Raw genomic sequence first — 16,068 nt, forward strand, 5'->3', positions numbered from 1 at the left:
TGTACTTCGTAGGGGCCCAACTGCTCATATACTCCAGCTACCATGCTGGATTCACGAAATGAATCCCTCACCCGATTTGTGCAACAAAGCCAAACAGCACTACAGTGGTGAGCGCCTATGAAACACGGATCAATAAGCTTGAGCGTGAAAAATTGGTGCTTCAAGAAAAAATAGCGAAATCCGTTCCGCCGAAGGGACGGCTAGAGGATTGTATTGAACTCTCATTGAAGTTTCTATCAAGCCCTTGGAATATTTGGAAAAATGGAGATTTCGCCATGCGCCAGACTGTGCTTCGACTGGCCTTTGCGGAGCCTCTTCGATACAGTCAAAATGGGGTGTATGAAACACCGAATTTTTCATTCCCTTTCAAGTACTTAGGGAAGTTTTTGGAGCCAAAAAGCGATATGGTGCTGCTGGAGAGAATCGAACTCTCGACCTCTCCCTTACCAAGGGAGTGCTCTACCTCTGAGCTACAGCAGCGTCGGTGAAGGGGCTTTTAGGGATAAACGCTGGAGGGCGCAAGAGCTTCTGGACGCTTTTTTCACACTAAGTTACAGAAGAAATATGGCGGAGAAAAAAACACAGAAATCAGGCCAGGGCGCGACCTCTCGTGAGGATCGGTTGAAGGCGTCGCTGAAGGCGAATATGGCCCGCCGCAAGGCGCAGGCCAAGGCACGTGCAGTGAAACAAGAGACAACGACTGAAGAGTCGGAAAGGTAGTGGCGGATGGATTCGATATTGGTAACAGGCAGCGGTCCTCTAAATGGCCAAATCCCGATTGCGGGGGCCAAGAATGCCTGCCTCGCTCTGATGCCCGCAACCCTGCTCAGCGAAGAGCCACTGACACTGACCAACGCGCCGCGCCTGAGTGACATCAAAACGATGACAGAGCTGCTACAATCTCTTGGGGCCGAGGTTTCGGGCCTTCAAGATGGTCAGGTGCAGGCGCTCTCCAGCCACAACATCGACAACCATGTTGCCGACTATGACATCGTGCGCAAAATGCGCGCCTCCAATTTGGTTTTGGGGCCGATGTTGGCACGTCTGGGTCAGGCTGTCGTCTCGCTGCCGGGCGGCTGCGCCATCGGCGCGCGCCCGATGGATCTGCATATTCACGGGCTTGAGGCACTGGGCGCTGAGATAGAGCTGAAAGAAGGCTATCTACATGCCAAGGCGCCGCGCGGGCTCAAAGGTGCGGTGATCGAGCTTGCCTTTGCTTCGGTAGGAGCCACAGAAAACATCATGATGGCCGCGACCCTGGCCAAGGGCACCACGGTGATCAAAAACGCCGCGCGCGAACCTGAAATCGTCGATCTGGCAGAGTGTCTGAAAAAAATGGGTGCTCATATCGAGGGGGCCGGCACCACGGCGATCACTATCGAAGGTGTCGACCGGCTGCATGGGGCAACGCACCCGGTGGTTACGGATCGGATCGAGCTGGGCACCTATATGCTGGCACCTGCGATCTGCGGTGGCGAGGTGGAGCTTCTGGGCGGCCGTCTGGATCTGGTCGGGGCTTTTGTCGAAAAGCTGGACGAGGCCGGAATTGATGTTACCGAAACCAAAGCAGGCCTGAAAGTGAAACGGCGCGGTGATCGCGTGAAGGCTGTCAATGTCACCACCGAGCCCTTTCCGGGCTTTCCCACCGACCTGCAGGCGCAGATGATGGCACTGATGTGTACGGCGGATGGCACCAGCGTGCTCGAAGAGAAAATTTTTGAAAACCGCTTCATGCATGCGCCAGAACTGATCCGCATGGGCGCGCAAATCGATGTGCACGGCGGCACCGCCACCGTAACAGGTGTTGATCGCCTGAAAGGCGCGCGGGTGATGGCAACCGATTTGCGCGCCTCTGTGTCGCTGATCCTAGCGGGCCTTGCCGCCGAGGGCGAAACCGTGGTGAGCCGGGTCTATCACCTGGACCGCGGGTATGAGCACGTTGTACGCAAGTTCTCTGGTGTTGGTGCCAAAATTGAACGGATCAAAGGGGAATAGCCATGGTGGATGCAAGCTTTGATGATGGTCGCGAAACCCCTTTGAACCTTGGAGCCGAATGCGCCGAGGATCTGACGGTGATCTCCACCTTGGTACAAGATGCGGTCTTTCCAGCCAACGAGATGAGTTGGCGGGCCGCAGAACGGCGCTTTGCGCTGCTGCTCAACCGGTTTCGCTGGGAAGACCAGCCCAGCGCCGAGAAGCGCGGGCGCGCCTATGAGCGGGTCCAGTCCTTGCTGGTCGTCGATACAGTTCTAGGTGTCGCCTCTCAGGGCGTTGACCGCAAAGACAAGGATATCGTTCTGTCGCTGCTGTCGATCAGCTTTGAGCCTGAAGAAGACGGCAGTGGCTACATCGTCCTGACCCTAGCCGGTGACGGAGCCATCAGACTAAAGGTCGAGGCGGTTCAATTATCGCTGCGGGACGTAACCCGCCCCTATGTTGCACCGTCTAAACAGGTTCCCGGTCACGACACCTGAGATCAGGCCAACCGGAGGGCATGCCATTCAAAACAAGCGCGGCATTTCACAGGTGTTTTCGCCAACGAAAAGGGCAACAGATAGCCTGGTTCGTGACGCGACTGTTTTTGATGTCTTTGATATCAGTAGGGTTCTGATCGAGTCCATTACTCAGCTTTGTCAGGCGGATCACGGGAATGACCCGGACATGCTTGCAGAGTGGATCGCGAATAAATCGCCTGAAGATATCCGCCTGTGGATCGAATCCGGTAGCATTTTGTCAGTTTGTGACTGGAATGGTCGGATCAGCGCCGTGGGGCTGGCGCAAGCGAATGGCGGCATTTCCTTGCTCTATGTGGCACCCGACGCGGTGGGGCATGGTTTGGGCCGCGTCTTGTTGCAAGCTTTAGAGGCGCAACTTTGGCAAGCGGGACATCGCCAGATACATCTGACTGCTACCAGATCAGCGCTAAGCTTCTATCAATCACAGGGCTGGAGCCGTTCAGGACCGGCGACCAATTGTTTTGGTTTGCCGGGCCAGCCGATGCGCAAATTGCTGCAGCCTGCCGGCTAGTGCTTGTGGCAGCGCCCGCTGGGCGATATGTCGACAACAACAGCCGGAGAGAGCCGACATGCCCGTTTTTCTTGATACATCAGATGCTGATTTCGAAACCGCCTTTGCCGCACTTCTGAGCGCCAAGCGCGAGGACAGCCCGGATGTTGATGCCACTGTGGCCGCGATCATCGCAGATGTCCGCGCACGCGGCGACGCAGCGCTGATAGAGCTAACAGCGAAATTTGACCGCCTCGAACTCTCGGCCGAACAGCTGGCAATTTCTGCCGCAGAGGTCGACGCGGCCATCGAAGCCGTCTCCAGCGAAGAACGCGCAGCACTGGAGTTGGCAGCAGAACGGATCCGGGCCTACCACAGCCGCCAAATGCCCGAAGACGCCCAGTGGACCGACGCCTCTGGGGCCACATTGGGCTGGCGCTGGTCTGCGGTTTCGGCGGCCGGGCTCTATGTTCCGGGAGGGCTCGCCTCCTATCCGTCCTCGGTGCTGATGAATGCCATTCCGGCCAAGGTCGCCGGGGTGGAGCGCCTCGCCATCACCGTGCCGACGCCCGATGGGGCGATCAATCCGCTGGTCCTGCTGGCCGCTCGTCTTTCCGGTGTCGATGAGATTTATCGCATTGGTGGCGCCCAGGCGGTTGCCGCCCTCGCCTATGGCACCGAAACGATTGCACCGGTGGACAAGATCACCGGTCCCGGCAATGCCTTTGTCGCGGCAGCCAAACGCCGGGTCTTTGGCAAGGTCGGCATCGACATGATCGCGGGCCCTTCGGAAATTCTGGTGATCGCCGATAAGGATAACACCCCCGACTGGATCGCGCTCGATCTGATGAGCCAAGCCGAGCATGACGAAAGTGCGCAGTCGCTGCTGATCACTGATGACGCAGATTTTGGCCGCGCCGTGGCCGCAGCCGTCGACAAGCGCCTGGAAACACTGGACCGCCGCGCCATCGCAGCCGCCAGTTGGCGCGATTTTGGGGCGGTGATCACCGTGCAGGATCTGGACGAGGCGGCCGCGCTGTCAAATCGGATCGCCCCCGAACATCTGGAGCTCTGCGTTGCCGACCCTGTGGCCCTGAGCGAGAAAACCATCCACGCCGGGGCGATCTTTCTGGGCCAGTACACGCCCGAGGCCATTGGCGACTACGTGGGTGGCCCCAACCACGTGCTGCCGACAGCGCGTTCGGCGCGGTTCTCATCCGGCCTGTCCGTTATGGATTTTGTCAAACGCACCACGCTGAGCCAGATGACACCTGAAGCCCTGCGCGCCATAGGCCCCGCCGCAGAAGTGCTGGCGCAAAGCGAAAGCCTTGAAGCGCATGGTCTTTCGGTCACCGCGCGGCTTGATGCGCTGAACGACTAAAACTGCGCCGCCGAGGAATGGCATGACGAATTGTCCGCCCGCCTAGGGTGCCGGGGCTGCAAGATCCGGCAACCCATCCACCGCACCCGCCAAGGCAACCGGTTGCGGCAGGTTGTCGGCGCTGTTCAGCAGCATCAAGATTGCAGCCTCACAGCGGTAGTAATACTCATGTTGTGCATTCAGCTGTAACATCATGCCCCTGGGTTTGGGTGGCATCTGGGTCTTCGGAAACAGCTGCGGCAGGGCTTCATACGTTCCTTCGGCCTTGGGGATCGGCACCTTGCTGCCCATAAAATCTCCGGGCACGACAACATCAACCCAGTTTCTGATCCGGGTCGGGCTGTGGTAGAATTTTCGGATCTCCGCCTCGATCAGGGGCTCCTGCTGCACCATGACGCCGATTGCCGACCCCCAGGTAAACAGCGTGGTTCGGGCGAGTTCAGCGCCGCATTCGGCCAGTGCGTCAATGGCTACGGCCCCGCCGAGCGAATGCGCCACAACATAGACCTCGTCGAAATTCTGATCACTGGCGTAGACCTGATCCAGCACCGGCAGAACTCGGTGGCGCGCCTTGGCGCGCAGGCCAACACTGGCATCCCCCAGCGCCTCATCTTTTAGGTAGGCTTTAGTAAAGGCGGCAACATTGGCGACCTTTTCGATGTGACCAATGCCGATCAGACCTATGAGAAATGCGATCACCGGCAGCTGATTCAGATTGCCAAATGAGGCGATCCGTTCCGGGGTTAACCACCCATCGGGGAGAACGGCGGTCAGCCATCCAGGCACGCCAGTAGGCTGGCCTACCTGCTCTGTGGTGGTTTTGGCGACATCTGCAACCTCCGGGCCAAGGGCCTGAAACAACACGGTCAGGGCCAGAAGATACCAGAGCAAAAGCAACAGCCCTGCTGCCGCCATGACTCCCATGGTGCGCGCGGGAAGTTCGCGCCGCAACAGAGCCCGCCCCAGGCCACCAAAAGCCCAATACAGGATCAGGGCAAACCCGCGTTTGGCACGTGCCCAAGGGGATTCCTGATCCCAGTCTGGAATCAGATCGCCCCAATAGGCCTCAAAGACATGCACCTCGAGATCGGGCTGCGTGCCATCCCGTGCCGTGGCCTTGATAACTACCGAGTTGCTGTCGGCAGTATCGCTGCCCTTCGCCGTTTCCGTGACATAGCCGTCACTGTAATGCGTCAATGATTCGACCAAACGACCGCGCGCTTCCAGTTGTTCTCGCTTTCCGAACCCAGGCACCAGAATAATCGCGCGTTTTGACATCGGGCTTCACCAAAAATCTGTTGGAATGTGCCTAGTGCTACCACAGGGTGCTCGGTTGTCGAAGCGCTTTACTGTCGCGTGCTCTGCTGCCGATTGCCCCGCCAGGCGTCTTGAGCTAGGGATGTGAGGAAGTCTGAGGATAGAGATCAAAGCCATGAGCCGCATCAGTCAAATCGAGTTGGACGACCGCAACCTGCCCCCGCCAACCGCGGAGATCGAGCAGGAACGCAAGGTGGCGATCTATGACCTGATCGAGGAAAATTCTTTCTCGCTGCCCGCCCGCGAAGGACGTCCGGTTGTGGATGGCCCCTATCATCTTGGGTTGGCGATCCGGGACAAGCGGCTGGTATTTGATCTGGAAACCGAAGCCGGACAGAAGGCTGCGGAATTCCACCTTTCGCTCTCGCCCTTCCGGCAGGTGGTGAAGGACTACTACCAGATTTGCGAGAGCTATTTTTCGGCCGTCAAAACCCTGCCGCCCAGCCAGATCGAAACCATCGATATGGCGCGGCGCGGCATTCACAACGAAGGCAGTCGGGTGCTGCAAGAGCGTCTTGAAGGCAAGGCAGAGGTCGATACAGACACCGCCCGCCGCCTTTTTACGCTGATCTGTGTGCTGCATTTCGGAGGCTGATGCGTGAGCGAGTTGCCGCAGTCTATACTGTTCTGCTGTGACCACAACGCGGTCCGCTCGCCCATGGCCGAGGGGATCATGAAGAAATTCTATGGCACCGGCACCTATGTACAATCCGTCGGCGTCAAGAACGACCTGGAGATCGACGGCTTTTGCATCGCGGTTTGCCAAGAGGTCGACGTGGAACTCTCTCGCCACCGGTCGCGCTCTTTCGACGAGATGGAACAATGGGGCGATGATCTGTCCTCGTTCGACCTGGTGGTAGCGCTGTCGCCAGCGAGCCAGCGGCGCGCCCTGGATCTCACGCGTTTTTTTCACCTCGATGTCGAATACTGGCCAATAATGGACCCTACTGGGCTAGGGGAGAGCCGCGAAGCCAAGCTAGACAGTTATAGACAGACCCGCGACCAGATCATCCAGCAGCTGATTGCCCGCTGGGGAGAACCAACGGAGAGCCTATGACCGAGCTCAGTGCTACCGAGATCATTGCCCGCTATTTTGCAGCCTTCAACGCAGGCGACACAGCGTCCATGCTTGACTGCGTGAGCAATGATGTTGCCCATCACGTCAATGAAGGTGAGATCCGCCGGGGCAAGGCGAACTTTGCAGAGTTCTGCGCCCATATGAGCCGGTGTTACAAGGAAGAGCTGACAGATCTGGTGCTGTTCGGCACTGCAGACGGCAATCGCGCGGCCGCCGAATTCATCGTCAATGGCACTTATCTGGCAACAGACGAGGGCCTGCCCGCAGCCAATGGACAGACCTACCGCCTGCCCGGAGGATCCTTCTTTGAGCTTCAGGACGGCAAGATCTCCCGCGTCACCACCTATTACAACCTTGCCGATTGGATGGCGCAGGTAACTGGGGTCGCGGATACAGACTGATGGCACTACAGCTTGCAGTGCTGACAGATCAGGCTTTGGTGGCAGCCCTACCCGATGTGGCCCGCCTGCGGATAGAAGTCTTTCGTGCCTTTCCCTATCTCTATGATGGCGATCTCGCCTATGAGCAGGCCTACCTGCAAAGCTATCGCGACAGCGACCGTGCCATTGTCGTTGGGGCCTTTGACGCAGATAGGCTGGTCGGGGCCGCAACAGGTGCGCCACTGGCAGATCATGCCGAGGATTTTGCCGCCGCTTTTGCAGGTCATGATATTGGTCTGGAAGATGTCTTCTACTGCGCCGAATCAGTTTTGTTGCCGCAGTATCGTGGTCAGGGCCTGGGACACAGCTTCTTTGATTTGCGCGAGGCTCATGCTCGCCAGCTAGGGTTTCGAAAAGCCGCCTTTTGCAGTGTGCTGCGGCCTCAAACCCATCCGCAGCGCCCACTGGACTACGCCGCGCTGGATCCCTTCTGGCACAAGCGCGGCTATGCTCCGCTACAGGGCGCTGTGGCGCATTTTTCCTGGAAAGATCTTGGCGAGGCCGCAGAAAGCAGCAAGCCACTGCAATTTTGGATACGCGACTTATAGCCCCCCCCGGATAGCCCGCCGGAAAAACCACACGCGACGCACCGGAGCAGTTGCCATTTGGCCGGTGCTCTGGCTTTTTCAACCGCAAACAAAATATGATCCGGGATATTGGCCTCATGAAAATTGCAACCGCTGCTTATCCGCTCGACTGGCTCGACAGCTGGGCCCAGTACGAAGATAAACTGGCCGCCTGGGTTGAGGATGCCGCCGGACAGGGCGCTGATCTTCTGGTGTTTCCAGAATACGGCGCGATGGAGCTTGCGACCCTGGCCGGGGCCGAGGCCGCCGCTGACCTTCAAACCTCCATCACCGTGGTTTCCGAGCGGATGGAGGATGCGGCAGCCCTGCATCTGAAACTGGCCGCCGCGCATAATGTCCATATTCTGGGGGCTTCTGCCCCGGTCAAGGCTGACTACGATCTGCCCGTGAACCGCGCCGAATTCTATGCGCCCTGCGGTGCGAGGGATCATCAAGACAAACAGATCATGACCATGTTTGAACGGGATCCCTGGCAAATTGGCGCGGGTTGCCCGCTGAAGCTGTTTGATACGGCCCTTGGCAAGATTGGCATATTGATCTGCTATGATAGTGAGTTCCCGCTGCTGGGCCGCGCCCTCCAAGAGGCCGATGTCATTCTGGTGCCGTCCTGTACCGAAGCGCTGGCAGGATACTGGCGGGTGCGGATCGGTGCCATGTCACGCGCACTGGAAATGCAATGCGTCACAGCGCAATCCTCTGTTGTGGGTTCGGCCCCTTGGTCGACTTCGGTGGAAACCAATGTCGGCATGGGCGGCATCTTCGGCCCGCCCGATACCGGCTTTCCATCCACGGGTGTTCTGGCCGAAGGACGTCTGAACCAGCCCGGCTGGACTCTGGCAGAGGTCGACCTGAAAACCATCGCTGATGTGCGTGCCGCAGGCGTGGTGCGCAATCGCAGCCACTGGCCGGAGCAGGAGGAAAGGGGAAAAACCTCGAGAATCCTTCTCAAGCGGTGATTGCGCCCTTGAAATATTGGGAAAATGGGCCCATTTAGTGCCAGTTCCCGCAGACTCAGCGGGGTAATCCAAAGATGGAGACAACATGGCCAAGGAAGATACGCTCGAATTTCCCGGTGTCGTGAAGGAACTCCTGCCGAATGCGACGTTTCGGGTCGAGCTGGAAAACGGCCATGAGATCATCGCACATACGGCAGGCAAGATGCGCAAGAACCGCATCCGTGTTCTGGCTGGCGACAAGGTACAGGTGGAAATGACCCCCTATGACCTGACCAAGGGCCGGATCAACTATCGCTTCAAGTAAGCTTGTGATCCGCCAACTGAACCAAAGCCCGGCTCTTTTGTGCCGGGCTTTTGTTTATTCCGCGTTCCAATTAGGACAGGGCGCAAGGATTTAGGGGAGAGCCGAAGATGGCATTCATTCTGGGATCGGGCAGCCCGCGCAGGCTGGAGCTTCTGGCACAGCTGGGCATAACTCCGGATGATGTGCGCCCACCCGATATCGATGAAACCCCGCTCAAGCGAGAATTGCCGCGCGCCTACTGCACCCGTGTCACACGCGAAAAGGTCGCTGCAGTGCCCGCCGAAGCCGACGATGTGGTGCTCTGTGCTGATACCACTGTTGCCCTCGGCCGCCGTATTTTGGGAAAGCCAGAAAATGCCGGTGAAGCAGCCGAATTCCTGCTGGCCCTGGCCGGGCGCCGCCATCAGGTAATCACCGCCGTAGCCGTGCGCTGTGGCGACCGCCTCTGGGAGAGGTCGGTGGTCAGCCAGGTCAAGATGAAGCGGCTCTCGGACGAAGAGTTGAACGCTTATCTGGCGACGAATGACTGGCAGGGAAAGGCCGGCGCCTATGCCATTCAGGGCCCGGCTGGGGCCTTTATTCCCTGGATCAGCGGTTCATTTACCGGCATCGTCGGGCTGCCACTGGCAGAGACCGCACATCTGCTGCAAGCCGCAGGCTGCAAACTGTACAAGGAGGCCGCCGCATGAAGGGCCGTTCAATCATTCTGGACCATGTTCAGGGCCATGAAGCCGCCGCCCTTATGGTCGATGGCAAACTCGAAGATTTCCTGATCGATGGCGACGCCCCTCTGCCGGGCACCATCTATCGCGCCCGTGCAGACCGTGCAGTCAAAGGTCAGGGTGGCATGTTCCTTACCACTCCAGACGGGCCGGCCTTCCTGCGTCAGGTCAAAGGATTGGCACCGGGGCAGATGCTTTTGGTGCAGGTCACCGGCTACGCCGAAGAGGGCAAGGCCATTCCTGTCACGCAAAAGCTTTTGTTCAAAAGCCGCTATGCCATAGCCACACCCGGCGCACCCGGGTTGAATATTTCCCGCGCCATCCGCAACGAAGAAGAACGCGACCGGCTGCTTGAAATCGCCCATGGTGTTCTCGAAGGGGCAGGTCATGGCATGATCCTGCGGTCGGCCTGTGCCGGTGCAGATGCTGACGAGGTGGCAGAAGACATCGCCGCCATGTCCGATCTGGCGGCCCAGATTCTTTCGGAATCCGAAGGGGATATCGAAGTGCTGACCGAAGGAGACGGGCCCCATCTGCGCGCCTGGCGCGAGTGGTCGGAACCTGCGGAGGTGTTGCGCGAAGAGGGCGATTTTGAACACCACGGCGTGCTCGATGCCCTGGATGCAGCACTGTCAATCCGTGCCCCGCTTCCCGGTGGCGGCTTTCTCTTTATCGAGCCGACCCGCGCAATGATCTGCGTCGATGTGAATACCGGTAGCGACACCTCGCTTGCCGCCGGCCTCAAGGCCAATATCGCCTGTGCCAAGGCCCTTCCGCGCGCTCTGCGCCTGCGTGGTTTTGCGGGTCAGGTTGTGATTGATCTCGCGCCAATGCCAAAAAAGGATCGCAGTACCTTTGAAAGCGCGCTGCGGGCAGCCCTGCGTGTCGATAGCGAAGAGACAACCATGCTGGGCTGGACTAACCTTGGCCATTTCGAATTGCAGCGAAAACGTGGCCGGGTGCCCCTTGCAGAGGTGCTGTCATGAGTTGCCCCATTTGCAACGGCATCACTGAGCAGAAGTTTCGCCCCTTTTGCTCCAAACGCTGCGCCGACCAGGATCTGGCAAAATGGTTGAACGGCAGCTATGCGATCCCAAGCACTGCCCCGGAAGACATTGAAAACGCGTTGGAAGAAGCGCAAAAAACCGAAGCTTCTACGCCTGGGATCTCTTCTGTTCAACACTAGTATTTTCTTTGAAAAAGCCTCTGGACACCGCCGCGTGGACATCATAGAAGGCCCACACCCAAGGCGAACAGCCTTTCCCGTGCCCGGGTAGCTCAGGGGTAGAGCAGTGGATTGAAAATCCTCGTGTCGGTGGTTCGATTCCGCCCCCGGGCACCACTTTGCATCAAGAATGAATGAGCCATGATGTTGTTTTTGAACAATAATTTTTGGTGCTCTATTGGTGGCGTGGTGTGAGGTGTCCTGTTTTACTCCACAATTTGCTCCACATTTTGCTGCACACGCTCTGATTTTGGTGAGCCGACATCTAAGGATGTCGCTCGTCAATCAAAATCCATCCGGGCGGGCTGCCGCTCTTAATGAACTCTTCCAGTTTTCTGATCAGCCCGAACGGTGGCTCTCGCCCGATGGCGCACTCCCAAACGATACCTACGCGCCATCCGGCCTCTTGAAGGTCGTGAATGTTGCGGGCATCTCTTTCGATGTTCTGACGGAATTTCTCTGTCCAGAATTCGACGTTACTGGAAGGAGTGGTGGCTTTCCGGCACCCGGGATGGCGGTGCCAGTAGCAACCATGGACAAACAGAACGGTTTTGGGCCTGCCGCGCCCGCCGGTTTTCTGCTGAACATCGAAGAACACGAAATGGGCGTGCGGGTTTTGGGTGTCGTTGCCATGCTGGTCGTGGATGGCCAGGACATACCCGGCAATACCCTTGCTCATTTGCTCGGCGTAGGCCCGCGTGACGCTGGCCAAGCTCGGCATTCCGCGCACCACGTTCTATCGTTGGTACGACCGGTACCTTCAGCGCGGTGAGGCCGGATTGCAGGATCAATCTCCCAAGCCAAAACACGTCTGGAACCAGGTGCTCGACGAGGTGAAGCGCAAGGTTGTCGACTTCGCCTTGCAGGAGACGGAACTGTCACCGCGCGAGTTGGCGGTGACCTTCACTGATCAGGAGCGTTATTTTGTCTCGGAATCCACGGTGTACCGGACACTGAAGGCCCATGATCTGATCACCAGTCCTGCGTTCATCGTGCTTAAGGCGGCGAACGAGTTCAAAGACAAAACAACTGCGATCAACCAGCTTTGGCAAACAGACTTCACCTACATCAAGGTATTGGGCTGGTTCTATCTCAGCACGGTCCTCGACGACTACAGCCGCTACATCGTCTCATGGAAGCTCTGCACGAACATGCGAGCTGAGGATGTGACAGATACCCTCGATCTGGCCTTGCAGGTCTCCGGCTGTGACCAGATCCATGTCGTCCACAAGCCACGTCTGCTCAGCGACAACGGCTCCAGTTACGTCTCAGGGGATCTGTCAGAAGGTTGAAGGACAAAGGCATGAAGCACTCGCGCGGTGCGCCATATCATCCGCAAACCCAAGGTAAGATCGAGCGCTGGCACCAGACCTTAAAGAACCGGATCTTGCTGGAAAACTACTTCCTGCCGGGTGATCTTGAGGCCCAGATCGAAGCCTTCGTCGATCACTACAATCATCAGCGCTACCACGAGAGCATCAACAACGTCACACCCGCTGATGTCTACTTCGGGCGTGACAAAACCATTCTAAAGCAACGCGAAAGGATCAAATGAAAGACACTCGAAGCGCGACGCTTGCATCACCGCCAGCACGCAGCATAATCAAACCAAACAGATGAGCCAAACTCTCTCTTAGTTTAGGTCACCTTTGGACCCAAAAACTCTGCCGACGCACACTTTCAATTTTGTTCGTCTCGGGTTGCCAAAAAAACTCCCTTGAGTAATTTGATCGCACAACTTGATGTCCACCTGAAGAATTTATTCAACGCTTGCACAGGCTTCAATCGCAAACAAACAAGGCGGGATAGCAGGCATTGGTGCAAGCGCAGCGAAATGACGTTTTGTCCCGCCTAGCAGACTATGGTTCCAGTTCGGTTCTGTGCCCGCTCTTGGTTTTTCCAGAGCATACCTATCAAAAGCGCGTTGCCCTCTCTGCATGACTCAAAGGACGCCATTGGGATAACAAAGGAGACCCCAATGGCACTTGAGAAACAGTTCAAACTAGAAGCGGCAGAGAAGCCGAAAGCGATCCAGCCGTTTGCCCAGCGTCGTCAGAAGTTCATAGCTGCTGTCGAAAAGCAATTGGCCGGTGTGCCGGATGATGGGACCAGTACGTTATGGCTTAGAGAATGGTTCGATATCGATAATTCGACCTTCTGCATCGACCTTGAGCCACATGTATCCAGATCGATTTATAACGCTGTTGCTGTACTCTTTCGTGATATCCTGTCTATCCTGATCGGATATCACGAAAGTCAGGATGTATTCTTGTGTGCCCGAAGGATAGTCGTTCACGATTGGTGAGAATGTAAAGGTGCTATCATCTAACGATTCGACAGCTCTTGCGAACAGAGTTCTGTGGTCTGAGATAAGCACCGTTAGTAAGTTCAGATTTGCAGCTAACGCAATCGACCTCCTCTTCTCTTGTTGGAAGAGCTGATTTTGAAAGTAGATGGTAGCAAATAGCGCTGCAATGATTGCTAGTAGGACTACTGTTATTCTCGACATCGATATCTCACGCGTATCGCAACTTTCTTTTGTCCATCTCCGAATGCGCCGGATAGAATTTTCGGAAAATCGCGCATAGGTAACCCCCAAAACCCCCTCAAACAGACCCTATACGCTGACCTACCCATGTCCATGGCGAAGTCACACGACTGAAGCCGAGACAGCCATTACTTCAACGCTCCGGTAACGAACTTTTTCTCCAGCTCGAGATCTTTAATAAGCTGCTTACGTGATGCTATCCACTTCTTGACTTGTGCAGTTCTCGGATCGATTTTCTCGATCTCATCCAAGACATCCTGAAGTTCGCGGATCTAAGCGTTCAAACGCTTCAACTCCTTAGCCACCCATTTCTTATCAATCATCTGTCTCAACATTCCCCGCCCGGTAGAACTCTTCTCGTGCGGCAAAACTCTTTACAAATTAACGATCACTTCATGCGCTCCTATCATAGATTGATCGAGCTCAAGTTGTAAGGCGAATCAGAGCTCTCCTTCGTATTGCTAAGATCTGAGAGCAGGCGCTGCTTGGAGGTCAGCTTCGAAGAAATGGTTGAAGTTTGCAAAGGTCGCTCCCTGCGCTTAGCTGCCGCGCCGGATTGTCCAGCTTGCGTCTTCGACGGACGTCCGGAGAGTCCCAAGTAGCTGCGGTGTGAGGATGGCAAAACCGCCAGAGGAAAAACCCTAACTATTCCGCGATTTTGACCTCAAACCTACGGGCGTGTGTGAGTGCCGCCGGTTAGCGAAGACGGCGCAGTTGTATGTCGCAACCGACTATCACCAAGAGTTTTTCTCTGGGCACAATCCTGAACCTAGCCACAATCCTCACGTCCCTCGCTTTCGCTTGGGGGCAATTCAACACGCGTATGTCAGTGACCGAGGCGACGATCAGCCGTCTCGAGGGGCAGGTCGTTGCGCTGGATGACTTCCAGCGGATCGAGGACCAGCTGAAAAGCATCAACCCGCGTTTACGGCAGGTTGAACAGCGGATCAGCGTCCAGGATGCCACGTTAGACCGCATTCTCGAGACGCTGGTCGATATCCGTGCGCGGCTCGACCGTCGGGGTTCGCACTTCCCGAACTATTCCCTTGAAAATCAATAGGAGCCGAACATGAGACTTCTCTCTAACTGGAAAGCCGTTGTGGCCGGATCATGGTCAGTGCGGCTTATGCTGATCGCGGCCTTGGTTTCGGCCTTGTGTACTTTCGATCGCTATCTATTTGGTAATGCCGGTTTTGATGCTTCTCACCGAACTTGTGTTCTGACGTCCTTTGCCGCCCCAAAGATAGCACTGTCGCAAAGGGTATCAACCAAGACCTGCCCGTGTATCGCCGACAACGTGTTCTCCTGCGCATTCTGACCCTCGAAGTATTATTGCTACCTGAGGACACCGCATGACCAAGATTGACCAGATCGAAACCGTCGTTGTTGATGTGCCGACCATTCGCGGTCACGTCCTTTCGATGGCGACGATGCGCTCTCAGACGGCTGTTCTTGTGCGGATCAGGTTTTCGGATGGATCGCTGGGCATTGGGGAAGGCACGACAATTGGCGGCCTGACATACTGCGTCGAGAGCCCCGAGAGCATTCAATCCGCAATCGAAACCTACATAGCGCCAGCGCTCAAAGGCAAAGCTGCAGACGATGTGAACACCGCAATCCAACTGATGGACAAGGTTGTGCGAGGCAACCGTATTGCGAAAGCAGCAGTCGAGATCGCGCTCTGGGATGGGCTAGGCAAGCGGCTCGGCATGCCGGTGTCGCAACTGTTTGGCGGTCAGGTTCATGTCCGCATGCCCGTGGCATGGACGCTGGCGTCCGGCTCCTCCGAGACCGATATCGCCGAGGCGCTGGAGATGATCGAAACGCGCCGCCACAACATCTTCAAGCTCAAGATCGGCAAACGCTCGGTGCGTGATGATGTGGCCCATGTGGCGGCCATCAAACGCGCAGTGGGCGATGCAGGCAGTGTGCGGGTGGACATCAACCAGGCCTGGTCGCTGCACGATGCGCGCTGGGGTCTCAAGGGATTGCAGGATGCGGGTTGCGAGCTGGTCGAGCAGCCCGTGCAAAGTCGCTATGTCGAGGCCCAGCGCGAGCTGACAGCGAAATACGAGATTGCCGTCATGGCGGACGAGGTGCTGAACGGCCCCGAGGATGCGCTGGCCATTGCAAGCCGTGCGGCAGCAGATGTCTTTGCGGTCAAAGTTGCGCAATCGGGCGGCATCAAGCGTGCCTCTGAGGTTGTCGCCATCGGACAGGCCGCGGGTCTTGGCCTGTATGCCGGCACCATGCTGGAGACAGGATTGGGCACGGCGGCGGCGCTGCAATTGTTCTGCACGGTCGAGAAAATGAGCTGGGGCACCGAGCTGTTCGGGCCGCTTCTGCTGATCGAAGATATTTTGGCAGAGCCGATAAAATACAATGACTTCTGTGTTGAAGTGCCCAGCGGCACCGGTATCGGCGTGGCACTTGACGAAGATAAAGTTGCCTATTTCGACCGTGATCGTAGCGCGCCGCGCAAGACGCTCGAGGAAGTTTAACAC

20 protein-coding genes, 2 tRNA genes and 1 pseudogene are annotated in these 16,068 nt (G+C 57.0%); 19 read left to right on the plus strand and 4 right to left on the minus strand.

Translation table 11 applies throughout. The features are described 5' to 3' along the window. Nucleotides 1-129 precede the first annotated feature (129 nt). Together PH5382_RS20215 and PH5382_RS18150 are read right to left on the minus strand one after the other, a co-directional pair. Entirely contained in the window at nucleotides 130-360 is a 231-nt protein-coding gene (locus PH5382_RS20215; protein WP_231751930.1) for a hypothetical protein, read from the minus strand. A gap of 45 nt (nucleotides 361-405) precedes the next feature. Next, nucleotides 406-480, minus strand: a tRNA-Thr gene (locus PH5382_RS18150). An 84-nt stretch (nucleotides 481-564) separates the two neighbouring features. On the opposite strand from PH5382_RS18150, the gene PH5382_RS19840 reads away from it, so the two are divergent. From PH5382_RS19840 to hisD, 5 genes are read left to right on the plus strand one after another with little or no spacing between them, the layout of a single operon-like run. Beyond that, nucleotides 565-720: a hypothetical protein gene (locus tag PH5382_RS19840; protein ID WP_156414964.1), complete on the plus strand. Its 156-nt coding sequence runs from the start codon at nucleotides 565-567 to the stop codon at nucleotides 718-720. A 6-nt stretch (nucleotides 721-726) separates the two neighbouring features. Continuing rightward, nucleotides 727-1,995, plus strand: a complete 1,269-nt coding sequence (murA, locus tag PH5382_RS18155) for a UDP-N-acetylglucosamine 1-carboxyvinyltransferase (protein ID WP_058335807.1) — start codon at nucleotides 727-729, stop codon at nucleotides 1,993-1,995. 2 nt (nucleotides 1,996-1,997) lie between these two features. Then, nucleotides 1,998-2,474: a DUF2948 family protein gene (locus tag PH5382_RS18160; protein WP_058335808.1), complete on the plus strand. Its 477-nt coding sequence runs from the start codon at nucleotides 1,998-2,000 to the stop codon at nucleotides 2,472-2,474. Next, nucleotides 2,434-3,027, plus strand: a complete 594-nt coding sequence (locus tag PH5382_RS18165) for a GNAT family N-acetyltransferase (RefSeq protein WP_156414965.1) — start codon at nucleotides 2,434-2,436, stop codon at nucleotides 3,025-3,027. Before PH5382_RS18160 ends, PH5382_RS18165 begins: the two co-directional genes overlap by 41 nt. A gap of 58 nt (nucleotides 3,028-3,085) precedes the next feature. Continuing rightward, nucleotides 3,086-4,387 (plus strand): histidinol dehydrogenase, encoded by a 1,302-nt coding sequence (gene hisD, locus PH5382_RS18170; RefSeq protein ID WP_058335809.1) that lies wholly within the window; start codon nucleotides 3,086-3,088, stop codon nucleotides 4,385-4,387. Between the two features lie 42 nt (nucleotides 4,388-4,429). Here hisD and PH5382_RS18175 read toward each other — a convergent pair whose 3' ends face one another. After that, on the minus strand, nucleotides 4,430-5,665 hold the full coding sequence (locus PH5382_RS18175) for a hypothetical protein (protein WP_058335810.1): 1,236 nt from the start codon (nucleotides 5,663-5,665) through the stop codon (nucleotides 4,430-4,432). A gap of 154 nt (nucleotides 5,666-5,819) precedes the next feature. On the opposite strand from PH5382_RS18175, the gene PH5382_RS18180 reads away from it, so the two are divergent. The 10 genes from PH5382_RS18180 to PH5382_RS18225 all read left to right on the plus strand — a co-directional run bounded on the left by PH5382_RS18180 (nucleotide 5,820) and on the right by PH5382_RS18225 (nucleotide 11,133). Then, nucleotides 5,820-6,299: a UPF0262 family protein gene (locus tag PH5382_RS18180; protein ID WP_058335811.1), complete on the plus strand. Its 480-nt coding sequence runs from the start codon at nucleotides 5,820-5,822 to the stop codon at nucleotides 6,297-6,299. 3 nt (nucleotides 6,300-6,302) lie between these two features. Further along, entirely contained in the window at nucleotides 6,303-6,761 is a 459-nt protein-coding gene (locus PH5382_RS18185) for an arsenate-mycothiol transferase ArsC (RefSeq protein WP_058335812.1), read from the plus strand. Continuing rightward, entirely contained in the window at nucleotides 6,758-7,183 is a 426-nt protein-coding gene (locus PH5382_RS18190) for a ketosteroid isomerase-related protein (RefSeq protein ID WP_058335813.1), read from the plus strand. The genes PH5382_RS18185 and PH5382_RS18190 overlap by 4 nt, the downstream gene beginning before the upstream one ends. Continuing rightward, the gene (locus PH5382_RS18195; RefSeq protein WP_058335814.1) at nucleotides 7,183-7,770 is read left to right on the plus strand and encodes a GNAT family N-acetyltransferase; all 588 of its coding nucleotides are present in this window, start codon (nucleotides 7,183-7,185) and stop codon (nucleotides 7,768-7,770) included. Before PH5382_RS18190 ends, PH5382_RS18195 begins: the two co-directional genes overlap by 1 nt. A gap of 116 nt (nucleotides 7,771-7,886) precedes the next feature. After that, nucleotides 7,887-8,765 carry a carbon-nitrogen hydrolase family protein gene (locus PH5382_RS18200; protein ID WP_058335837.1) on the plus strand — a complete coding sequence of 293 codons (879 nt, stop codon included), beginning with the start codon at nucleotides 7,887-7,889 and terminating at the stop codon, nucleotides 8,763-8,765. A gap of 85 nt (nucleotides 8,766-8,850) precedes the next feature. Further along, a complete protein-coding gene (gene infA, locus PH5382_RS18205) occupies nucleotides 8,851-9,069 on the plus strand; it encodes a translation initiation factor IF-1 (protein WP_005978431.1) in 219 nt (72 codons plus the stop codon). A gap of 107 nt (nucleotides 9,070-9,176) precedes the next feature. Continuing rightward, nucleotides 9,177-9,758, plus strand: a complete 582-nt coding sequence (locus PH5382_RS18210; protein WP_058335815.1) for a Maf family protein — start codon at nucleotides 9,177-9,179, stop codon at nucleotides 9,756-9,758. Then, nucleotides 9,755-10,777 (plus strand): ribonuclease E/G, encoded by a 1,023-nt coding sequence (locus tag PH5382_RS18215; RefSeq protein WP_058335816.1) that lies wholly within the window; start codon nucleotides 9,755-9,757, stop codon nucleotides 10,775-10,777. The genes PH5382_RS18210 and PH5382_RS18215 overlap by 4 nt, the downstream gene beginning before the upstream one ends. Then, nucleotides 10,774-10,977 (plus strand): DNA gyrase inhibitor YacG, encoded by a 204-nt coding sequence (locus PH5382_RS18220; protein WP_058335817.1) that lies wholly within the window; start codon nucleotides 10,774-10,776, stop codon nucleotides 10,975-10,977. The genes PH5382_RS18215 and PH5382_RS18220 overlap by 4 nt, the downstream gene beginning before the upstream one ends. A gap of 81 nt (nucleotides 10,978-11,058) precedes the next feature. Then, nucleotides 11,059-11,133 (plus strand) — tRNA-Phe (locus PH5382_RS18225). Between the two features lie 148 nt (nucleotides 11,134-11,281). Here PH5382_RS18225 and PH5382_RS18230 read toward each other — a convergent pair. After that, nucleotides 11,282-11,728: a hypothetical protein gene (locus PH5382_RS18230; protein WP_231751931.1), complete on the minus strand. Its 447-nt coding sequence runs from the start codon at nucleotides 11,726-11,728 to the stop codon at nucleotides 11,282-11,284. On the opposite strand from PH5382_RS18230, the pseudogene PH5382_RS18235 reads away from it, so the two are divergent. The 4 genes and pseudogenes from PH5382_RS18235 to PH5382_RS18250 all read left to right on the plus strand — a co-directional run. Next, nucleotides 11,712-12,571, plus strand: a pseudogene (locus PH5382_RS18235) (IS3 family transposase); the annotation flags it as partial. The gene PH5382_RS18230 and the pseudogene PH5382_RS18235 overlap by 17 nt on opposite strands. A gap of 423 nt (nucleotides 12,572-12,994) precedes the next feature. Beyond that, entirely contained in the window at nucleotides 12,995-13,321 is a 327-nt protein-coding gene (locus PH5382_RS18240) for a hypothetical protein (protein WP_058335819.1), read from the plus strand. A 961-nt stretch (nucleotides 13,322-14,282) separates the two neighbouring features. Continuing rightward, nucleotides 14,283-14,624 (plus strand): hypothetical protein, encoded by a 342-nt coding sequence (locus PH5382_RS18245; RefSeq protein WP_058335820.1) that lies wholly within the window; start codon nucleotides 14,283-14,285, stop codon nucleotides 14,622-14,624. A 292-nt stretch (nucleotides 14,625-14,916) separates the two neighbouring features. Then, on the plus strand, nucleotides 14,917-16,065 hold the full coding sequence (locus PH5382_RS18250) for a muconate cycloisomerase family protein (RefSeq protein WP_058335821.1): 1,149 nt from the start codon (nucleotides 14,917-14,919) through the stop codon (nucleotides 16,063-16,065). Nucleotides 16,066-16,068 lie beyond the last annotated feature (3 nt).

Origin of the sequence: Phaeobacter sp. CECT 5382 (assembly GCF_001457775.1) — a bacterium.
Lineage (GTDB): Bacteria > Pseudomonadota > Alphaproteobacteria > Rhodobacterales > Rhodobacteraceae > Pseudophaeobacter.